The 16,993-nt window shown below is 43.4% G+C and carries 16 protein-coding genes; 14 read left to right on the top strand and 2 right to left on the bottom strand.

Translation table 11 applies throughout. From position 1 onward, the window contains the following. Positions 1 to 43 precede the first annotated feature (43 nt). The 14 genes from rpsB to R2Q26_RS00200 all read left to right on the top strand — a co-directional run bounded on the left by rpsB (position 44) and on the right by R2Q26_RS00200 (position 12,674). Positions 44 to 769 carry a 30S ribosomal protein S2 gene (rpsB, locus tag R2Q26_RS00265; RefSeq protein ID WP_317534414.1) on the top strand — a complete coding sequence of 242 codons (726 nt, stop codon included), beginning with the start codon at positions 44 to 46 and terminating at the stop codon, positions 767 to 769. 179 nt (positions 770 to 948) lie between these two features. Beyond that, a complete protein-coding gene (tsf, locus tag R2Q26_RS00260; RefSeq protein ID WP_090568849.1) occupies positions 949 to 1,845 on the top strand; it encodes a translation elongation factor Ts in 897 nt (298 codons plus the stop codon). A 23-nt stretch (positions 1,846 to 1,868) separates the two neighbouring features. Continuing rightward, positions 1,869 to 2,582: a UMP kinase gene (gene pyrH, locus R2Q26_RS00255; protein WP_090568852.1), complete on the top strand. Its 714-nt coding sequence runs from the start codon at positions 1,869 to 1,871 to the stop codon at positions 2,580 to 2,582. Positions 2,583 to 2,607: 25 nt separating this feature from the next. After that, positions 2,608 to 3,165, top strand: a complete 558-nt coding sequence (gene frr, locus R2Q26_RS00250) for a ribosome recycling factor (protein ID WP_317534413.1) — start codon at positions 2,608 to 2,610, stop codon at positions 3,163 to 3,165. Between the two features lie 4 nt (positions 3,166 to 3,169). Further along, positions 3,170 to 3,967: an isoprenyl transferase gene (locus tag R2Q26_RS00245; RefSeq protein WP_317534412.1), complete on the top strand. Its 798-nt coding sequence runs from the start codon at positions 3,170 to 3,172 to the stop codon at positions 3,965 to 3,967. Positions 3,968 to 4,005: 38 nt separating this feature from the next. Next, a complete protein-coding gene (locus R2Q26_RS00240; RefSeq protein WP_317534411.1) occupies positions 4,006 to 4,827 on the top strand; it encodes a phosphatidate cytidylyltransferase in 822 nt (273 codons plus the stop codon). 4 nt (positions 4,828 to 4,831) lie between these two features. Continuing rightward, positions 4,832 to 6,019: a 1-deoxy-D-xylulose-5-phosphate reductoisomerase gene (gene ispC / locus R2Q26_RS00235; RefSeq protein ID WP_317534410.1), complete on the top strand. Its 1,188-nt coding sequence runs from the start codon at positions 4,832 to 4,834 to the stop codon at positions 6,017 to 6,019. A gap of 113 nt (positions 6,020 to 6,132) precedes the next feature. Next, positions 6,133 to 7,500: an RIP metalloprotease RseP gene (rseP, locus tag R2Q26_RS00230; RefSeq protein ID WP_317534409.1), complete on the top strand. Its 1,368-nt coding sequence runs from the start codon at positions 6,133 to 6,135 to the stop codon at positions 7,498 to 7,500. Positions 7,501 to 7,502: 2 nt separating this feature from the next. Next, positions 7,503 to 9,842 carry an outer membrane protein assembly factor BamA gene (gene bamA / locus R2Q26_RS00225; RefSeq protein WP_317534408.1) on the top strand — a complete coding sequence of 780 codons (2,340 nt, stop codon included), beginning with the start codon at positions 7,503 to 7,505 and terminating at the stop codon, positions 9,840 to 9,842. A 28-nt stretch (positions 9,843 to 9,870) separates the two neighbouring features. Next, the gene (locus R2Q26_RS00220) at positions 9,871 to 10,416 is read left to right on the top strand and encodes an OmpH family outer membrane protein (protein WP_317534407.1); all 546 of its coding nucleotides are present in this window, start codon (positions 9,871 to 9,873) and stop codon (positions 10,414 to 10,416) included. 101 nt (positions 10,417 to 10,517) lie between these two features. Further along, positions 10,518 to 10,961 (top strand): 3-hydroxyacyl-ACP dehydratase FabZ, encoded by a 444-nt coding sequence (fabZ, locus tag R2Q26_RS00215; RefSeq protein WP_090568874.1) that lies wholly within the window; start codon positions 10,518 to 10,520, stop codon positions 10,959 to 10,961. A gap of 75 nt (positions 10,962 to 11,036) precedes the next feature. Beyond that, positions 11,037 to 11,624, top strand: coding sequence for a ribonuclease HII (gene rnhB / locus R2Q26_RS00210; RefSeq protein WP_317534406.1), 588 nt, complete (start codon positions 11,037 to 11,039; stop codon positions 11,622 to 11,624). Positions 11,625 to 11,650: 26 nt separating this feature from the next. Next, complete coding sequence (locus R2Q26_RS00205; protein WP_317534405.1) at positions 11,651 to 12,103, top strand: CopD family protein; 453 nt, start codon at positions 11,651 to 11,653, stop codon at positions 12,101 to 12,103. 85 nt (positions 12,104 to 12,188) lie between these two features. After that, entirely contained in the window at positions 12,189 to 12,674 is a 486-nt protein-coding gene (locus R2Q26_RS00200) for a peptidylprolyl isomerase (RefSeq protein WP_317534404.1), read from the top strand. A gap of 30 nt (positions 12,675 to 12,704) precedes the next feature. Here R2Q26_RS00200 and mutS read toward each other — a convergent pair whose 3' ends face one another. Next, positions 12,705 to 15,272: a DNA mismatch repair protein MutS gene (gene mutS, locus R2Q26_RS00195; RefSeq protein ID WP_317534403.1), complete on the bottom strand. Its 2,568-nt coding sequence runs from the start codon at positions 15,270 to 15,272 to the stop codon at positions 12,705 to 12,707. Positions 15,273 to 15,557: 285 nt separating this feature from the next. Beyond that, positions 15,558 to 16,733: a type III PLP-dependent enzyme gene (locus R2Q26_RS00190; protein WP_317534554.1), complete on the bottom strand. Its 1,176-nt coding sequence runs from the start codon at positions 16,731 to 16,733 to the stop codon at positions 15,558 to 15,560. Between the last annotated feature and the right edge of the window lie 260 nt (positions 16,734 to 16,993).

Raw genomic sequence — 16,993 nt, 5'->3', positions numbered from 1 at the left:
AATAGCTGGAGACGAGTGGCGGTTTAACCCTAAAGGAAATTTTATGTCAGTAAATATGCGTCAAATGTTAGAGGCTGGTGTGCATTTTGGACATCAGACCCGCTTCTGGAACCCCAAAATGTCTCCGTATATTTTTGGGCAGAGAAATAAGATTCACATTATCAATCTTGAAAAAACCTTGGTAATGTTTGAGGATGCGATGAAATATTTGCGCAGACTTTCTGCAAACGGTGGCACTATCTTGTTTGTTGGAACAAAACGCCAGGCACGCGATATCATTCGTGAGGAAGCAACACGTTGTGGTTCTCCCTATGTCAATCAGCGGTGGTTAGGTGGGATGTTAACCAATTTTAAAACAATCAAACAATCGATCAAGCGTCTCCAAGATATGGAGGCAATGGTGCAGGATAGTTTGCTTGAAAAGCTAGTCAAAAAAGAGGCGCTCGATTTTCAGCGTGAACTCGATAAACTCAATAACAGCTTAGGTGGCATCAAGGAGATGAAAGGACTGCCTGATGCAATGTTTGTTATTGATGTTGGATATCAGAAAGGTACAATCACTGAGGCAACCAAATTGGGTATTCCTGTTGTGGGTGTTGTCGATACTAATCATAGCCCAACTGGCGTCCAGTATGTTATTCCAGGTAATGATGATTCAGGCCAAGCTATACGTCTTTATGCGCGCGCAGCAGCTGATGCTATTTTGGAAGGGCGCAATCAATCTATCCAGGAAATTATCGAAATGAGTAATTCTAGCGCTGAAAGTTGATTGAATTTAGCTAGAAATGTAGAAAGATAGTGATTGGAGCAGAAACAGAATTTGAAGCAGATGTTCATTTTCGATTCTGTTATAAAATAAAAAAAGTGATAAATGAATAAAATCATTATCTTCCTCTTTTATTTCGTCTTTATTAATCAATAATTAAGTTTTTAGTACTTGGAGTAAATATGGCGGAAATTACCGCGAGTATGGTAAAAGAATTACGTGAGCGAACAGGCTTGGGTATGATGGAGTGTAAAAAAGCCTTGGCAGAAACGAGCGGTGATATGAAAGCAGCGGAAGATCTGTTGCGAATCAAAAGTGGTGCCAAGGCAAGTAAGGCCTCTGGACGTATCGCTGCTGAAGGTGTTATTGGGGCTTTTATTTCGGCAGATAGAAAAAATGGCGCATTAGTGGAAATTAACTGTGAGACTGATTTTGTCGCAAAAAATGACGATTTCGTCAATTTTGCAAAAAGTTTAGCGCAGTTGATTGCAACAAAAAATGTGACTGAGATAGGAGCGCTTTCTACTATGACGCTCCCTAATGGAGAAACTGTTGAGGCATCCCGCCAGGCTTTAGTGATGAAGCTTGGAGAAAATATCAGTATTAGACGAAATGTTTGTTACACGGCAAAGGGCAATCTTGCGATTTACCTGCACGGATCAAAAATTGGTGTAATGATCGATTACACCGGCGGAGATGAAGCGCTAGGTAAAGATTTGGCAATGCATATTGCAGCAAGTAAGCCGCTATGTGTTTCTGGCGATCAAATATCACCAGACTTGCTGGAACATGAACGTCAGATTTTTACAGCACAGGCTGCAGAGAGTGGAAAGCCGGCCAATATTATCGAGAAAATGGTGGAAGGACGGATAGCGAAATATTTAGCTGAGGTGACCTTACTAGGTCAGCCTTTTGTTAAGGATTCGGAGCAAACAGTCGAGAAATTGCTTGCTAGTAAATCTGCCACGGCTAATGGCTTTACTCTTTTCGTGGTTGGCGAGGGAATAGAGAAGAGGTCTGACGATTTTGCTGCTGAAGTTATGGCGCAAGTTAGCCAATCAAAAGAGAATAAAGCATAGTAGCAATTCCTTCCTTTCAGCTTATGTCATCTGCTTATAAACGTATTCTGCTGAAACTTTCTGGTGAAGCCCTGATGGGCGATGATAAGTATGGGATTAATCGCGATGTGGTAGAGCATATCGTGACTGAAATTGCAGGAGCATGCCAGCTTGGTGTTGAAATAGCAATAGTTGTAGGAGGTGGGAATATCTTTCGTGGCATGAAATCTGCCGGTGACGGGATGGATCGGGTGACTGCGGATTATATGGGCATGTTGGCTACCGTAATGAATGCTCTGGCCTTGCAGGATGCGATGCGAAGGAAAAGTTTAATATCACGAGTGCAATCTGCGTTACGAATTGATCAGGTGGTGGAACCCTATATACGCAATAAAGCAATACGGTATTTAGAAGAGGGGAAAGTAGTGATATTTGCTGCGGGTACGGGTAATCCTTTTTTTACCACCGATACTGCTGCTGCTTTGCGTGGCATGGAGGTAAATGCTGATATTGTACTTAAAGCAACTAAGGTAGATGGTATTTATTCCAGTGACCCGAAAATAAATTCCAATGCGACGCGCTATCATCATTTATCCTTTGATGAGGCGATTACTAAAAATCTGCAAGTCATGGACGCTACAGCCCTGACACTCTGTCGCGACCAGAAACTACCAATTAATGTTTTTAGTATCTTTAAATCTGGTGCGCTTATGCGAATACTTATGGGGGAAGATGAAGGAACTTCGGTGAGTAATTAATGATTAAAATTAGGACGATTAATTTATGATCGCTGATGTAAAAAAATCTGCTGAGCAAAAAATGCAGAAGAGTCTGGAAGCACTTAAAACTGATTTTAGTAAGGTTCGGAGCGGTCGTGCTCATACTGGTCTATTAGACCATATTATGGTTGATTACTATGGAACCCCGACACCTATTAATCAAGTCGCTAACATTAGTTTACCGGATGCGCGTACCATTGGCGTGGTGCCTTGGGATAAAAAAATGCTAAATGCTATTGAAAAAGCCATTCGTGAATCTGAGTTAGGGTTGAATCCTATGACGGTGGGTGAAATGATACGTGTACCCATGCCACTGCTGACTGAAGAGCGGCGTCGTGAACTTACCAAGGTTGTAAAGAATGAGGCTGAAGCTGCTCGAGTAGCAATGCGTAATATTCGTCGAGATGCAAATGCTCAAATGAAAGAATTACTCAAAGAAAAACAAATCTCTGAGGATGATGATCGACGAGGTCAGGAAGAGATCCAGAAGCTCACTGATCGCTATATCGCTGAAGTGGATAAATTATTACAAGCCAAAGAAGCCGAATTGATGGCTGTGTAAGTATATGCCACAGAGCCTGAGCTCAACTCACCAAATTCCAGAAAAAAGTATAATTCCCAGACATATCGCCATCATTATGGATGGTAATGGACGCTGGGCAAAAAAGCGCTTTTTACCGAGAGTTACTGGGCACAGACAAGGCGTAGAAGCTGTAAGGGGTATCATTAAAGCGTGTATTGAACAGGGGGTGGAGTTTCTCACGCTCTTCGCTTTTAGTAGTGAGAACTGGCGCAGGCCTGAGGAAGAGGTCACATTCCTGATGCAACTTTTTGTTAATACACTTGAGCATGAAGTGGCCAAACTGAATGAAAATGGCATCCGCTTCAAGGTCATAGGTGATCTATCCAAATTTGATGCTAGAACTGTAGCGTTCATTCGTCAGGGCGAAGAATTAACTGCCAATAATACTCGCTTGATATTTACGGTTGCAGCAAATTATGGGGGGCGTTGGGATATCATGCAGGCTGTCCAGAAAATGATGATCCATTCACCAAATTTAATGGGAAATTTTGAAGAAGCGGATCTTGCCAAGTATTTTGCGATGAATTATGCACCTGACCCAGATTTATTTATTCGGACTGGTGGGGAATGTCGTATCAGTAATTTTTTGCTGTGGCAATTAGCCTACGCGGAATTATATTTTACTGATACACTTTGGCCAGACTTTGATGCGCATGCGCTTGATCTGGCGATAAAATCTTATCAACAACGAGAGCGTCGGTTCGGTCGAATCAGTGAGCAGTTGCAAAATATGCCTGTTGAAAAAGGAATAACCAAAATTGCTGCCAAGAAAAAATTCTAGTTTCTTTATTTTCTATTGCAGCGGGATGTAACCCGCTTATGCTTAAAACGCGAATCCTTACGGCTATTATTCTGATAGCTTTTTTTATACCAGCTTTATTTTATTTGCCAGCGATATTTTGGGCAATGTTGCTTCTAGGGCTGACTATTGTTGCATCCAGAGAATGGTGCAGATTAGCCAGATTTACAACCAATCAAACCATACTCTATTTAATTTTGACTACATTGTTAGGAGGGGAGCTGCTGCTAATGATGAGTGAAGCGGTTGCAAGCAATCCGAACAATACTAGCATGATATGGATCTATGTGATGTCCTGTATATTCTGGGGGGGTATTGTGCCAATTTTATTAAGGAGATCATGCCCGGTTAAAAGTACAAACTTATTAATGTTAATGGGCTGGCTAATACTCTTACCAACTTGCCTAGCTTTATATCAATTGCGAGCTATCGATCCCTGGTTACTGCTTGGATCCATGGGGGTGATCTGGGTATCAGACAGTGCCGCCTATTTTGTTGGTCGCTCGTTTGGTAAACATAAACTCGCCCCAGACATTAGTCCAGGTAAAACTTGGGAAGGTGTAGCTGGAGCCTTGGTAGTTGTTTTTTGTTATGCGTTAGTATGGGGGCAATTTATAGGAAAAGGGGACAATATCTTGGTAATCGGATTAATTTTATTATCCTTGGTGTTAGCTGGATTGGGAATTATAGGTGATTTATTCGAGTCGATGATGAAGCGGCAGGCTGGTGTTAAAGACAGCGGCAATATTTTGCCTGGTCACGGTGGTATACTCGATCGAATTGACGCACTCACTTCAACTTTGCCAATCGCCGTATTGGTATTTCTCATTTTTATTCATTAGACCTATGACAGTAATTCGTCACCTGACCATACTTGGATCTACGGGAAGTATTGGTGAAAATACGTTGGATGTAGTGGCGCGTCATTCTGACCGATTCCGCGTTGTTGCGCTCACTGCTAATGAAAATGTAAACAAAATTTTTGCGCAATGTCAGCGTTTTCACCCCCGCTATGCAGTCATGCTAGATGCAATCAGCGCTGAACAATTGGATAAAAAATTAAGAACTGCTAGTATTGATACGCAGGTATTGGCAGGAATTGAATCGCTGGAAAGGGTAGCTTCCTTACCTGAAGTAGATACTGTCATGGCAGCAATTGTTGGTGCTGCGGGCATCCGCCCGACGATAGCTGCAGCACACTCGGGTAAGAATGTTTTATTGGCTAATAAAGAAACGCTTGTGATGGCAGGTCGTATATTTATGGACATAGTAAAACAGTGTCGCGCCATCCTGTTGCCGATTGATAGTGAGCATAATGCCATCTACCAGTCATTGCCGAGACATTTTAATGGAGACCTCACTTCATCAGGTGTTCGCCGTATCTTGCTAACGGCATCAGGAGGACCCTTTCGACGGTTAGCCTTGTCAGATCTAGATCATGTCACACCGGAGCAAGCCTGTGCACATCCTAACTGGGTCATGGGAAGGAAGATTTCGGTGGATTCTGCTACGATGATGAATAAAGGCCTGGAAGTAATTGAGGCACATTGGTTATTCGATGCTGCGTCAGACAAAATTCAGGTTGTTATTCATCCAGAAAGCGTCATTCATTCCATGGTCGAGTATATTGACGGTTCAGTTCTGGCGCAACTGGGTAATCCTGATATGCGCACTCCAATTGCACATGCACTAAGCTATCCTGAGCGAATGGAAAGCGGTGTAAAGTCATTGGATATATTTGAAATCGCACAATTAAATTTTGAAGCACCCAATTTTGCACGTTTCCCTTGTTTGAGACTTGCCTATGACGCATTGTCTGCAGGTGGCAACATGCCAGCAGTGCTCAATGCTGCCAACGAAGTTGCCGTCGAGTCTTTTCTTGCTGGTCAAATGGCATTTACTGCGATTCCAGTCATGATCGAGCAGGCTTTGCAGACGATCAGTCGAACAGAGATTGCTACATTGGATGATGTGCTGGCAGCCGATTCGATGGCACGAGAAGTTGCACGAGAATGGTTGGCATACCAGACTTAGGGTTAGAGTGATTTTTTGTCAGAAAATAAAAACGATGAGTAATTGACGAGGTATAGTACGCTTTTCCCTCCTGAGTATTTAGAAACTTATTGTTGTCATTATATTTAATTGATATGTCACTACTTTTTACGATTCTCGCTTTTGTTGTTGCGCTTGGTGTATTAATTACTTTTCATGAGTTTGGTCACTATCTAGTTGCACGCTGGAGCGGTGTCAAAGTTTTGCGTTTCTCAATTGGTTTTGGCCAGCCATTATTTAAAAAGCGCTTAGGTAAAGATCAAACCGAGTGGGTAATTGCAGCGCTTCCCTTGGGGGGATATGTCAAAATGCTGGATGAGCATGAGGGAGAGGTTTTACCCCAAGAGTTACCGCGTGCATTTAACCGCCAATCTGTCGCAAAGCGTTTTGCAATTGTGGCTGCAGGACCGATCGCTAATTTTCTGTTAGCAATTCTCCTCTATTGGTTTCTTTTTATGTCAGGAGTGAGTGGACTGAAACCTCTACTGGGCCCGGTAAAGCCATCGACACCTGCCGCCTTTTCAGCTTTTAAGGAAGGAGAAACCATTGTAAAGATTGGAAATGAACCTGTTGCGACTTGGCAGGATGTTCGTTGGATATTATTAACCCATGCAATCGACCGTGATCCTGAGGTAACGGTGGAAACAGCTAATGATCGTGGAGAAATTTTCTGGCGGAAATTAGATTTAAGTAGCGTGGATACTGGTGATGTGGATGCAAATTTCCTGGAAAAAATTGGTTTGGTAAATTATCAGCCGATCATGGCACCTATTATCGGTCAGGTGATTACTAGCGGAGCTGGTTATCGTGCCGGATTGCATGTCGGAGATGAGGTTCTTGCAGTAAACAATAAAGATATTTCGAATTGGGAAGAACTTGTTAAAGAGATCCGCGCCAAGCCAGGACAGCCGCTTACTTTGGAAATCTTGCGAGATGGCAAGACAATGGATATTCCTATAACACCGGATAAGGCGATCGATGGTAATACAGAGATCGGAAAAATTGGAGTTGCACCTAAGATTGATCAGGAAGCGATAGCCAAGCTGCTGGTTAATGTAAGTTATCCTGCTGGAACAGCATTGCTGAAAGCGCTCGACAAAACCTGGGAAGTGACCTTCTTTACCCTACGAATGCTGGGAAAAATGGTGCTGGGTGAAGTTTCGTGGAAGAATATGAGCGGCCCTATCACAATCGCAGATTATGCTGGGCAATCAGCTAAAATGGGGATGATTGCTTATCTTGGATTCCTTGCTTTGATCAGCGTGAGCCTTGGGGTATTGAATCTATTACCTATTCCTGTATTGGATGGGGGACACCTAATGTATTATGTGATCGAAATTTTCAAGGGTGCTCCGTTGTCTGAAAAAGCCATGGCCATAGGCCAACAGATTGGAATGGCGGTATTATTTACCCTCATGGTTTTTGCTATTTACAATGATATCTATCGGCTTATTTCTGGTTAAGCATGAAATTCAAGTGTCTCGTCATACTTTATTGCTTGTTCTATTCGCTTGTTTGTGAAGCAATTGAACCATTCGTTGTAAAGGATATTCGTGTTGACGGGATACAGCGTACTGAAGCAGGAACGGTGTTTAGTTATTTACCTATAAAAGTAGGTGATATTCTAGACGAAACTAAAGCCGCTGCCGCAATAAAAACACTTTATGCAACTGGCTTTTTTCAGGATGTAAAATTAAAAGCGCAAGATGGATTATTGATTGTACAAATCCAGGAGCGTCCAGCTATTGCCCAGATTAATATCAACGGCGCCAAGGAGTTTGAAAAAGACAAGCTGAAAGAGGGCTTAAAACAGGCAGGATTGTCTGAATCACGTATCTTTAGTCGCGCCTTGTTGGAGAAAGCCGAGCAAGAGTTAAAACGCCAATACATCAGTCGCGGCAAGTACGCTGTTAAGATTACTACGACAACGACCCCATTGGAGCGTAATCGTGTAGGGATTAACTTTGATATTGAAGAAGGTAAAACGACCAGAATCCGTCAGATCAATATTGTAGGTAATGAAGTTTTTAGTGATAGTGATTTGGTAGGCCTGCTTGTGCTGAGAACACCAGGGCTTTTGACTTGGTTCACCAAAGATGATCAATATTCGAAACAAAAATTATCTGCCGATCTGGAAACGTTGCGATCCTACTATCTCGACCGTGGTTATCTTGAGTTTAATATCGATTCTACCCAGGTTTCCATCACGCCTGATTTGAAGGATATCTACATTACCATTAATATCACGGAAGGGCCGCAATACACGGTTTCAGATATCAAGCTTGCTGGAAATCTCTTGATACCGGAAGAAGATTTACGCAAACTGATTAAACTCGAGCCGGGGGGTGTTTTCAATCGGGAAAAATTAACAGAATCCATCAAACTCATTACTGACCGATTGGGTGATGAGGGTTACGCATTCGCCAATGTCAACGCCTCACCAGAGTTAGATAAGGAAAGCAGGAAAACTGCCTTTACTTTCTATGTCGATCCAGGACGCCGGGTTTATGTCAGACGTATCAATATTAGTGGCAATGACCGTACCCGAGACGAAGTCATTCGGCGGGAGTTTCGTCAGATGGAAGGGGCGTGGCATTCAACCAGTAAAATCAACCTCTCCAAGCAACGCGTTGACCGAACAGATTTTTTCCAGAGCGTCAATGTAGAAACTCCCCCGGTGCCAGATGCGCCTGATCAGGTCGATATCAATGTCAGTGTGACCGAGAAGCCGACGGGTGCAATCATGTTCGGGGCAGGTTACTCAGATTTGGAAGGTATTATTTTAAATGGCTCTGTTTCTCAGAATAATATTTTCGGTACTGGGAATTTTCTAAGCGTCTCGGTTAATACCGGGAGTGTCAACAAGGTATTCTCAGCTTCTTTTAACAATCCTTATTGGACGATTAATGGAATTAGTCTAGGGTTCGACATTTTCAGACGAGACATTAATACAAAATCCTTACCCAGTGTGGGAATTTTTAGTACAGATACCGCCGGGGCAACGTTACGTTTTGGTATCCCGATTGCAGAAAACGATATTGTTTCGCTTGGCTTAGGTGCTGAACGTACGGGAATTGATCTCAAAGCCAACAGCCCTCAGCGTTATAAAGATTTTGTAGAAGGTAACGCAGAAAAAGGAATAAAGGGGCACGGTGAGGTGACAACTAGTCTTCCAGTCACGCTTAGTTGGGCTCGTGATCGCCGTGATAGCGCGATATGGACGACCTCGGGAACGACACATCGATTATTCGGGGAATATAGTATGCCCTTTGCCGAGCTGAAGTATTACAAGGTAAGCTATGAACAAAAATGGTTTTTTCCTGTTTCCAGACTATTTACTATTATGCTCAATGGGGAGATTGGTGTAGGGGATGGTTATTCGGGTGAATCGTTACCGTTCTTTAAAAATTTCTTCGCAGGTGGCTTTAATTCGGTGCGTGGCTACAACATTAATTCACTGGGTCCTCGTGATCCTATTTTGGACGCGAATGGTAATCCCATACCTGGTAGACGGGGAACAGTAGTAGGGGGAAGTAAGCGCGTCGTCGGTAAAATAGAAGTATTGTTTCCCGCCCCTTTTATGAAAGATGAAAAGACTGTACGGCTTGCTGCTTTTCTGGATGGCGGTAATGTTTTTACAAATTGGTCCGACTTAGACTTTAATTTTTTGCGCTATTCTACCGGACTGGCTGTGACATGGATTTCACCGATGGGTCCATTGAGATTTAGTATCGCACAACCATTAAATGCCCATAAAGGTGATGATATACAAAGATTCCAGTTTCAGCTGGGGCAAACATTCTAACTCCAGATTGGTTTATCAGGAGAAGCAATTGAACGGAAAACCTTTAAGGCTGTTGTGGCTGATCAGCCTAATTATGCTGGTTTTTCTCTTAGGCAGCTCTTCCGCTATCTTTGCGAGAGAGATCAAGATTGGTGTGGTGAATACCGAGAAAATCTTGCGAGAATCAGCACAAGCTGTCGTAGCGCAAAAAAAAATAGAAAAAGAATTTCTGGTTTATGATGAGCGCATCAAGAAAATGGCTGCTGAGATCAAAGAATTGCAGGAATATTTAGAGAAGAATGATAAAAGCATCATAATAGAAGAGAGACGAAATAAGGAACGTGAGCTGGCGAACATCAGTCGCCAATATCAACGTGCCCAGCAACAGATGCGGGAAGATTTAACTATGCGTCAAAACGAAGAATATAGTTTTATTTTGGAACGCGTCAATAAAGTCATTAAAAACATAGCGGAAAATGAAGGCTATGATCTGATCTTGCAGTTACAGGATTCAATCTATCGCAGCCAGCGAATCGATATCACGAATCAGGTTATCAAGGCACTTGCCGAGCAGGAGCAAGTAACCGGAAAATAGGCTACACCTATTTCTTCCATTAATACGCATCCTAGGGCGGCATTAAGCGGCCTATTATACAAATAACTCTTTACCATCCAGGCTAAAAAAGGGAGATAAGAATGAATGCCATGGACATTTATGAAATTTTAAAGTATTTGCCTCATCGCTATCCTTTCATCCTGGTTGATCGAGTTGTATCTTATGAACCAGGCGAACGGATCATCGCACTGAAAAATGTGTCGATCAATGAACCTTATTTTATTGGACATTTTCCGCATCATCCTGTTATGCCAGGTGTTTTAATCGTCGAAGCTTTGGCGCAGGCAGCTGCATTATTGACACTTAAAACAGAGAACGCTGCGAAAAATGATGAACAGGTTTATTATTTTGTGGGGATTGATGGGGTACGTTTTAAGAAACCAGTCATGGCTGGCGACCAACTTGTGTTGAAAGTTGAAATTACTAGGCAGATAAAAGGTGTCTGGAAATATTCAGCACGGGCAGAGGTAGATGATCAGCTTGTGACTGAGGCAGAATTAATGTGTACAGCAAGAAATATATAGAAGCTACTTAACTTGTTTGCAGGTTTTTTTATTTCTTTGTTGTTCTGCACTGATAGATAGCTTGTTGATAAGCCAATGCATGAAACTGATTGGGTTGGTGGAGTAGATGAAGCTGGCAGGGGACCGCTTGCTGGGCCGGTTTATGCTGCATGTGTCATTTTGGGTCCAGATTGCAATATTGAAGGATTGGCTGATTCTAAAAAATTGAGTGAGAGAAAACGTACTTACCTTGCCGGTCTCATCAAGCGTCGTGCGAAAGCATGGGCGATTGCTTCTGCTTCTGTTGCCGAAATCGATCGTCTGAATATTCTGCAAGCCAGTTTGCTCGCCATGCAACGAGCTGTTGAAAAATTATCGCTGATTCCCACCATCGTTTTGGTCGATGGAAATCAATCGCCACGACTGAATTGCCCTACCAGGGCGATCATTAAAGGTGATAGTCTAGTTGCTGAAATTTCGGCGGCCTCGATATTGGCTAAGACAGCACGTGATGCTGAAATGCTGCGATTACACAAACATTTTCCGGTTTATGGCCTAAATCAGCATAAGGGGTATCCTACAAAAGCTCACTTGGAAGCATTACAGCACCATGGCATATCCAAAATCCATCGCCGCAGCTTTGCTCCTGTGCGTGCGTTGATGGTGGGGCCTGTCAATTTCTGATTACTCTTTTCTAGAAAAGGACTCGCATGAGAATACCGTTATTTTTGCATTTGCTGGGTGTGGTCATTTGGGTGGGGGGGATGTTTTTTGCTTATATGGCTTTACGTCCGACTGCTGCGCAGCTGCTTGAGCCTTCTATGCGATTGAAGCTTTGGCAAGGCGTCTTTAGCCGGTTTTTTCCATGGGTTTTTTTATCGGTAGGACTCATTCTGGCTAGTGGCCTTTATATGGTAATGCAAATGGGAGGATTTATGGCTGTAGGCCTGTATATTCACCTCATGTTTGCGCTAGGCCTACTGATGATGCTGATTTTTATTTATGTATTTTTCTCGGCATTCAAGAAACTCAACTATCATATTGCCAGAGATGAATGGCCATCTGCAGGGATAGCATTAGGGCAAATTCGCTTATTAATTGGAATTAATCTTATACTGGGAATTGTAACCATTACCGTTGCAGTCTTAGGTGGATCAACTTAGTTTGACCAATCGTGGGAGTGTACTAAAAACTTTTTTGTGCTTGTGTACTCCATTATCAATGAGAATCAATATAGGTGAGAAAAAAATGCGTATAGAAAAGGATACCGTGGTATCGCTGCAATATTATAAATTGTCTAATTTAGACGGTGAAATTGTAGAAGAATCCACTACACCGATAAGTTATCTACACGGTGGTTACGGGGGAATGTTCCCGATTGTAGAAGAGGCGCTACAAGGAAAGGAAGCGGGATATCATCTCTCCTTGGCAATGGAGCCGGAAGAGACTTTTGGAGAATATGACAGTGAATTGATTCGCATAGAACCTCGCAGTGCTTTTCCAGATACTGTTGAGATAGGAATGCAGTTCGAAGGTGGGGAAGAGAATTCCGATGATGTGATGATTTATACGGTTACCGATGTCACCGACGATATCGTTGTCGTTGATGGTAATCATCCGCTCGCTGGAATGGCTTTGCAATTTGTGTGTATCGTAATGGATGTGCGCGCTGCTACTCCTGATGAACTTTCGCATGGTCATGTACATGGGCCGCATGGTCACCATGAGCACTGATAAAACCTAAAGACTTTCAGGTTAAAACGTTCAGTCTTTATTTAACATCGATTTTAATGTATAGAGATGTTCAAGTGCTTCCTTGGGGCTTAATTCATCAGGTACGAGCTTACTTAAATGACTAAAAATGGGGTGTAATGTTTCAGAAAATTGAATAGTTGGATCGGATGGTTCTGAAAACAAATCAAGTTGTGGGTTCTTGTTAACATTTTCCTGTTCTAGTTTGGTCAAGATTTTTTTGGCTGCCTTAATTACTGGGGCAGGTACACCTGCCAGTGCTGCTACATGCAGACCGTAGCTCTGACTGGCAGGTCCTTCGTTAATCGTGTGCAAAAAGACAATGTGTTGTTTGTATTCAACAGCTCCCAGATGAACATTGATAGCTTGTTCGAATTCTTCTACCAATCTGGTCAGTTCGAAATAGTGTGTCGCAAATAATGTATAGCTCTGGTTTTTAGTCAGTAGGTAGCGAGCAATGGCAAAGGCCAGGGCCAAACCATCAAAGGTAGAGGTTCCTCGCCCGATTTCATCGACCAAGACCAAGCTCTGGTTAGTAGCATTGCGGAGGATATTGGCTATTTCGGTCATTTCGACCATAAAGGTGGATCTTCCACCGGCCAGATCATCCGATGCGCCAATGCGGGTAAAGATCTGATCGATCGGTCCAATACGTGCGCTTTCTGCAGGTACAAAACTGCCGCAGTGAGCAAGTAGTGCTATTAAAGCCGTTTGCCGCATATAAGTGGATTTTCCACCCATATTGGGACCTGTGATGACAAGCATTTGTCGCCTGCCAGTGTCACATAATCCAAGACGCACATCATTGGCAATATAATGATTGACCTGACTTTCCACTACAGGGTGACGGCCAGCTTGAATTTCTATGATCGCTTCTTCAGTAAAGACTGGTGCGGTATAGTTAAGTGATTGAGCGCGCTCTGCAAAGGTACCCAGTACATCTATTTCTGCCACGCTCTGCGCTATGTTTTGTAAATGCCTGGTATAGGTATTGAGTTCTTCCAGCAACGCATCATATAAAAATTTTTCTCTGGCAAGCGCATGATCCCTGGCTGCTAGCGCCCTGTTTTCAAAAGCCTGTAACTCTGGTGTGACATAGCGCTCGGCATTTTTCAAAGTTTGCCTTCTACGATAGTCGGATGGAATTTTGTCGCTATATACATGTGTGATTTCGATATAAAAACCGTGGACCCTGTTATATTCCACTTTGAGATTAGGAATGCCCGTGCGTGTTTTTTCACGCGCTTCCAGTTGCAGCAGAAATTCGCCACAGTTATTTTGTAAGGCACGTAATTCATCCAATTCAGCATCGTAGCCATCAGCGATGACTCCTCCTTCGCGTAACAGCACGCTCGGTTCGGGGAATAATGCCTGCTGCAAAAGTTCTACCAGAGCGCTATCCGGTATCATGGCTTGTGCCAGCAGGGCAAGGTGTTTACTGGTAGTATTGGTTGCCATGGCTACGATTTCAGGCAGAGCGATCAGGCTATCCCGCAGGCCGGAAAGATCACGTGGCCGGGCTGATTTGAGTGCAATGCGCGCTGTAATGCGTTCGATATCGACAATGCGCTTAAGATGCTCCTTGATGCCAGCATAAGGTGCTGCTGCTATCCCGGCTGTTTCCATCAACCGAGAGACGCTGTCAAGCCGATGCTGAAGGATTGGGTAGTCTCGTAGTGGATGATGCAGCCAGTGTCGTAACAGCCGGCTACCCATACTGGTTGAGCAAGTATCCAGTAACGACATCAAGGTGGGTGAAGTTGCTCCGCGTAAAGTTTCAGAAATTTCCAGATTGCGGCGGGTAGCAGCATCCATACGAATGTAGGTTCCTTCACGTTCAACCTGTATTGTTTTGATATGCGTGATATCAGTTCCCTGGGTGAGGCGCACATATTCGAGCAGCGCTCCAGCAGCCTGCAGTGCCGCATGCAAATCATCACAGCCAAAACCAGCAAGATCATGAGTACTAAATAGCTTGGTAAGGCTACGAACAGCGCTGTTGTAATCGAATTGCCAGGCAGGCAGTTGTTTGGCGTTATTTGATTCAGCAAGTGCTAACGACACATCCAACGATTCAGGTAAAAGAATTTCGGCAGGTTGTAAGCGCTCTAGTTCACTCATCAGACTAGTCGGGGAAGTTTCCAGCATTCGCAGCTGGCCAGCAGCCAAATTGAGCCATGCTAACCCTAACGTCGATTTATGTGAAGCTAGTGCTAACACGATACAGTCACGTTTGTCTTCTAGCAAAGCGGCATCGGTCAGTGTGCCGGGCGTGATGATACGTGTTACCTTACGCTCTACTAGCCCTTTGGTAGTAGTCGGGTCACCGACTTGCTCGCAAATGGCAACCGATTCACCTAGTTTGACGAGTTTCGCCAGATATTGATCAGCAGCATGATAGGGCACTCCGGCCATCTTGATGGGCTCACCTGCGGATGCTCCACGCTGTGTCAGTGTGATATCGAGCAACTGGGCTGCTTTCTCAGCATCCTCAAAGAACAGCTCATAAAAATCTCCCATGCGATAAAAAAGTAGTTTGTCATTATGCTGCGATTTGATGCGCAAGTACTGCTGCATCATGGGAGTATGGTCTTCTAGCGCCATATAATTGACGGAATATTAATCAGGCAGTCTATTTTAGCAGGTAAGACTGCTGACGAGTTAAGCTATTGCGATAGAGGATTTGTTACCTGGTAGCATTCGAAGGTGTGCACCAATGCGTAATACTATATCTGATTGATCTGACCGGCTTATATCCTGATTGACTACTGGCTAAACTTGTCAAAAAGAAAATAGACTTCAACAAGCTTAGCCAGGGTGGAACGTATTTCTTACAATTATTATTGGCTAAGACATAGACTCAAACTACAGGACGAGGACATCAGGTAAAGGAAAGCCATTGAAATTGCTGGCATAGGCTGTGGTATAGGCGCCTGCGTTGGGAATAAAGATGAAATCGCCCTCCTGGATATCTTCGGGTAATAGCTCGTCATGCATTAATACATCAACGGAATCACAGGTTGGGCCGGCAATGGACCAGGGAATGTTGCTACCTGTGCGCTTAGTCAAAATCTCATAACGTAGTCCTTCACTCACTTCGATAATACCGCCAAATATACCCGCATCCCAATACATCCAGCGTTTGCCATTGCGTGTGGCAGTGCCCACGACTCTGCAAACAAAGCATGAGGAATCCGATACAAGATACCGACCTGGTTCTGCCATGATGCGAATTTCTTCCGGAAGATCAGCAATTGCAGCATTGATGACATCTGCGATCACCTCAATGGAAGGAATAGGTTTAACATGACGTACTGGATAACCACCACCAATATTGAGCAAGCGAGGCCTTAATCCCGCCTGCCTCATGTCAGCAAAAACATTTTTAGCGCGCTCGATACCGACTCGCCAGTTTTGCGGATTACGGCATTGCGAACCAACATGAAAGGTTACACCTGCGAGATCAGCACTCAGTGAGACCGCTTCGTTAATAATTTCTTTGATATCAGCAAGGTGCGTGCCAAATTTACCTGCGAGGGGCCAGTCACTGCCGATGTTGGGCGTATCTATGCGTAAATACAATTTTGCATCTGGCTTGACACTGACGATTTTACGAAGCTCTTCGATACTATCCAGAACATACCATTCCACACCTTTAGATGCGGCGTATTCCAGGTAGGCACGTGATTTCATCGGATTACTATAATAGATTTCCGCTGCAGGAACACCTAGGCTAAGCAACAGATCCAATTCGGCGATGGACGCAATTTCAAATCCAGATCCTTCTTCTATTAATGTTTTTAATACACGTGAATCTGGGTTGGCTTTTGCTGCATAATGCGGATGAACACGTGGCATGACAGCTTTAAAACGGCGAATTTTATTGCGGATAATATTGCTGTCGACCAGCAAGAAAGGTTTGCTATAACCTTTCTTTAGTGCTTCTTCAACGAGAGAGAGATCTAGACTAATCTCAGGGTGGGTGTCAAAGATAACTTCATTTTCAATTCTCTTTTGCACAGTGGCGGTACGTATTTTCATCATTAACTCCTATCAAAAGTCGCTACGTTTCTGGGATATGAATATGAACCAAATCAACTTGCGCAAAAGAATTCGCTTTACTTTTCATGATGACCTCCTTACTTCTTGGCGCTAATAAAATGATTAAAGGGTAGGAATTATAGGCTGGTTTTCTGTGGAATCAAGCATTTTTTTAATGAAAGAAAAAATGGTTTATTCTAAAAATAAATACATGAAATCATGAGACTGTAGCATAAATTATTTTTGCCTTTTACAGCTAA

The sequence above is a fragment of the Nitrosomonas sp. Is37 genome, from assembly GCF_033063275.1.
In the GTDB taxonomy this organism is placed as follows: Bacteria; Pseudomonadota; Gammaproteobacteria; order Burkholderiales; family Nitrosomonadaceae; genus Nitrosomonas.
The sequence above is the reverse complement of the archived record's forward strand: the minus strand, read 5'-3'. Positions and strand labels throughout refer to the sequence as shown.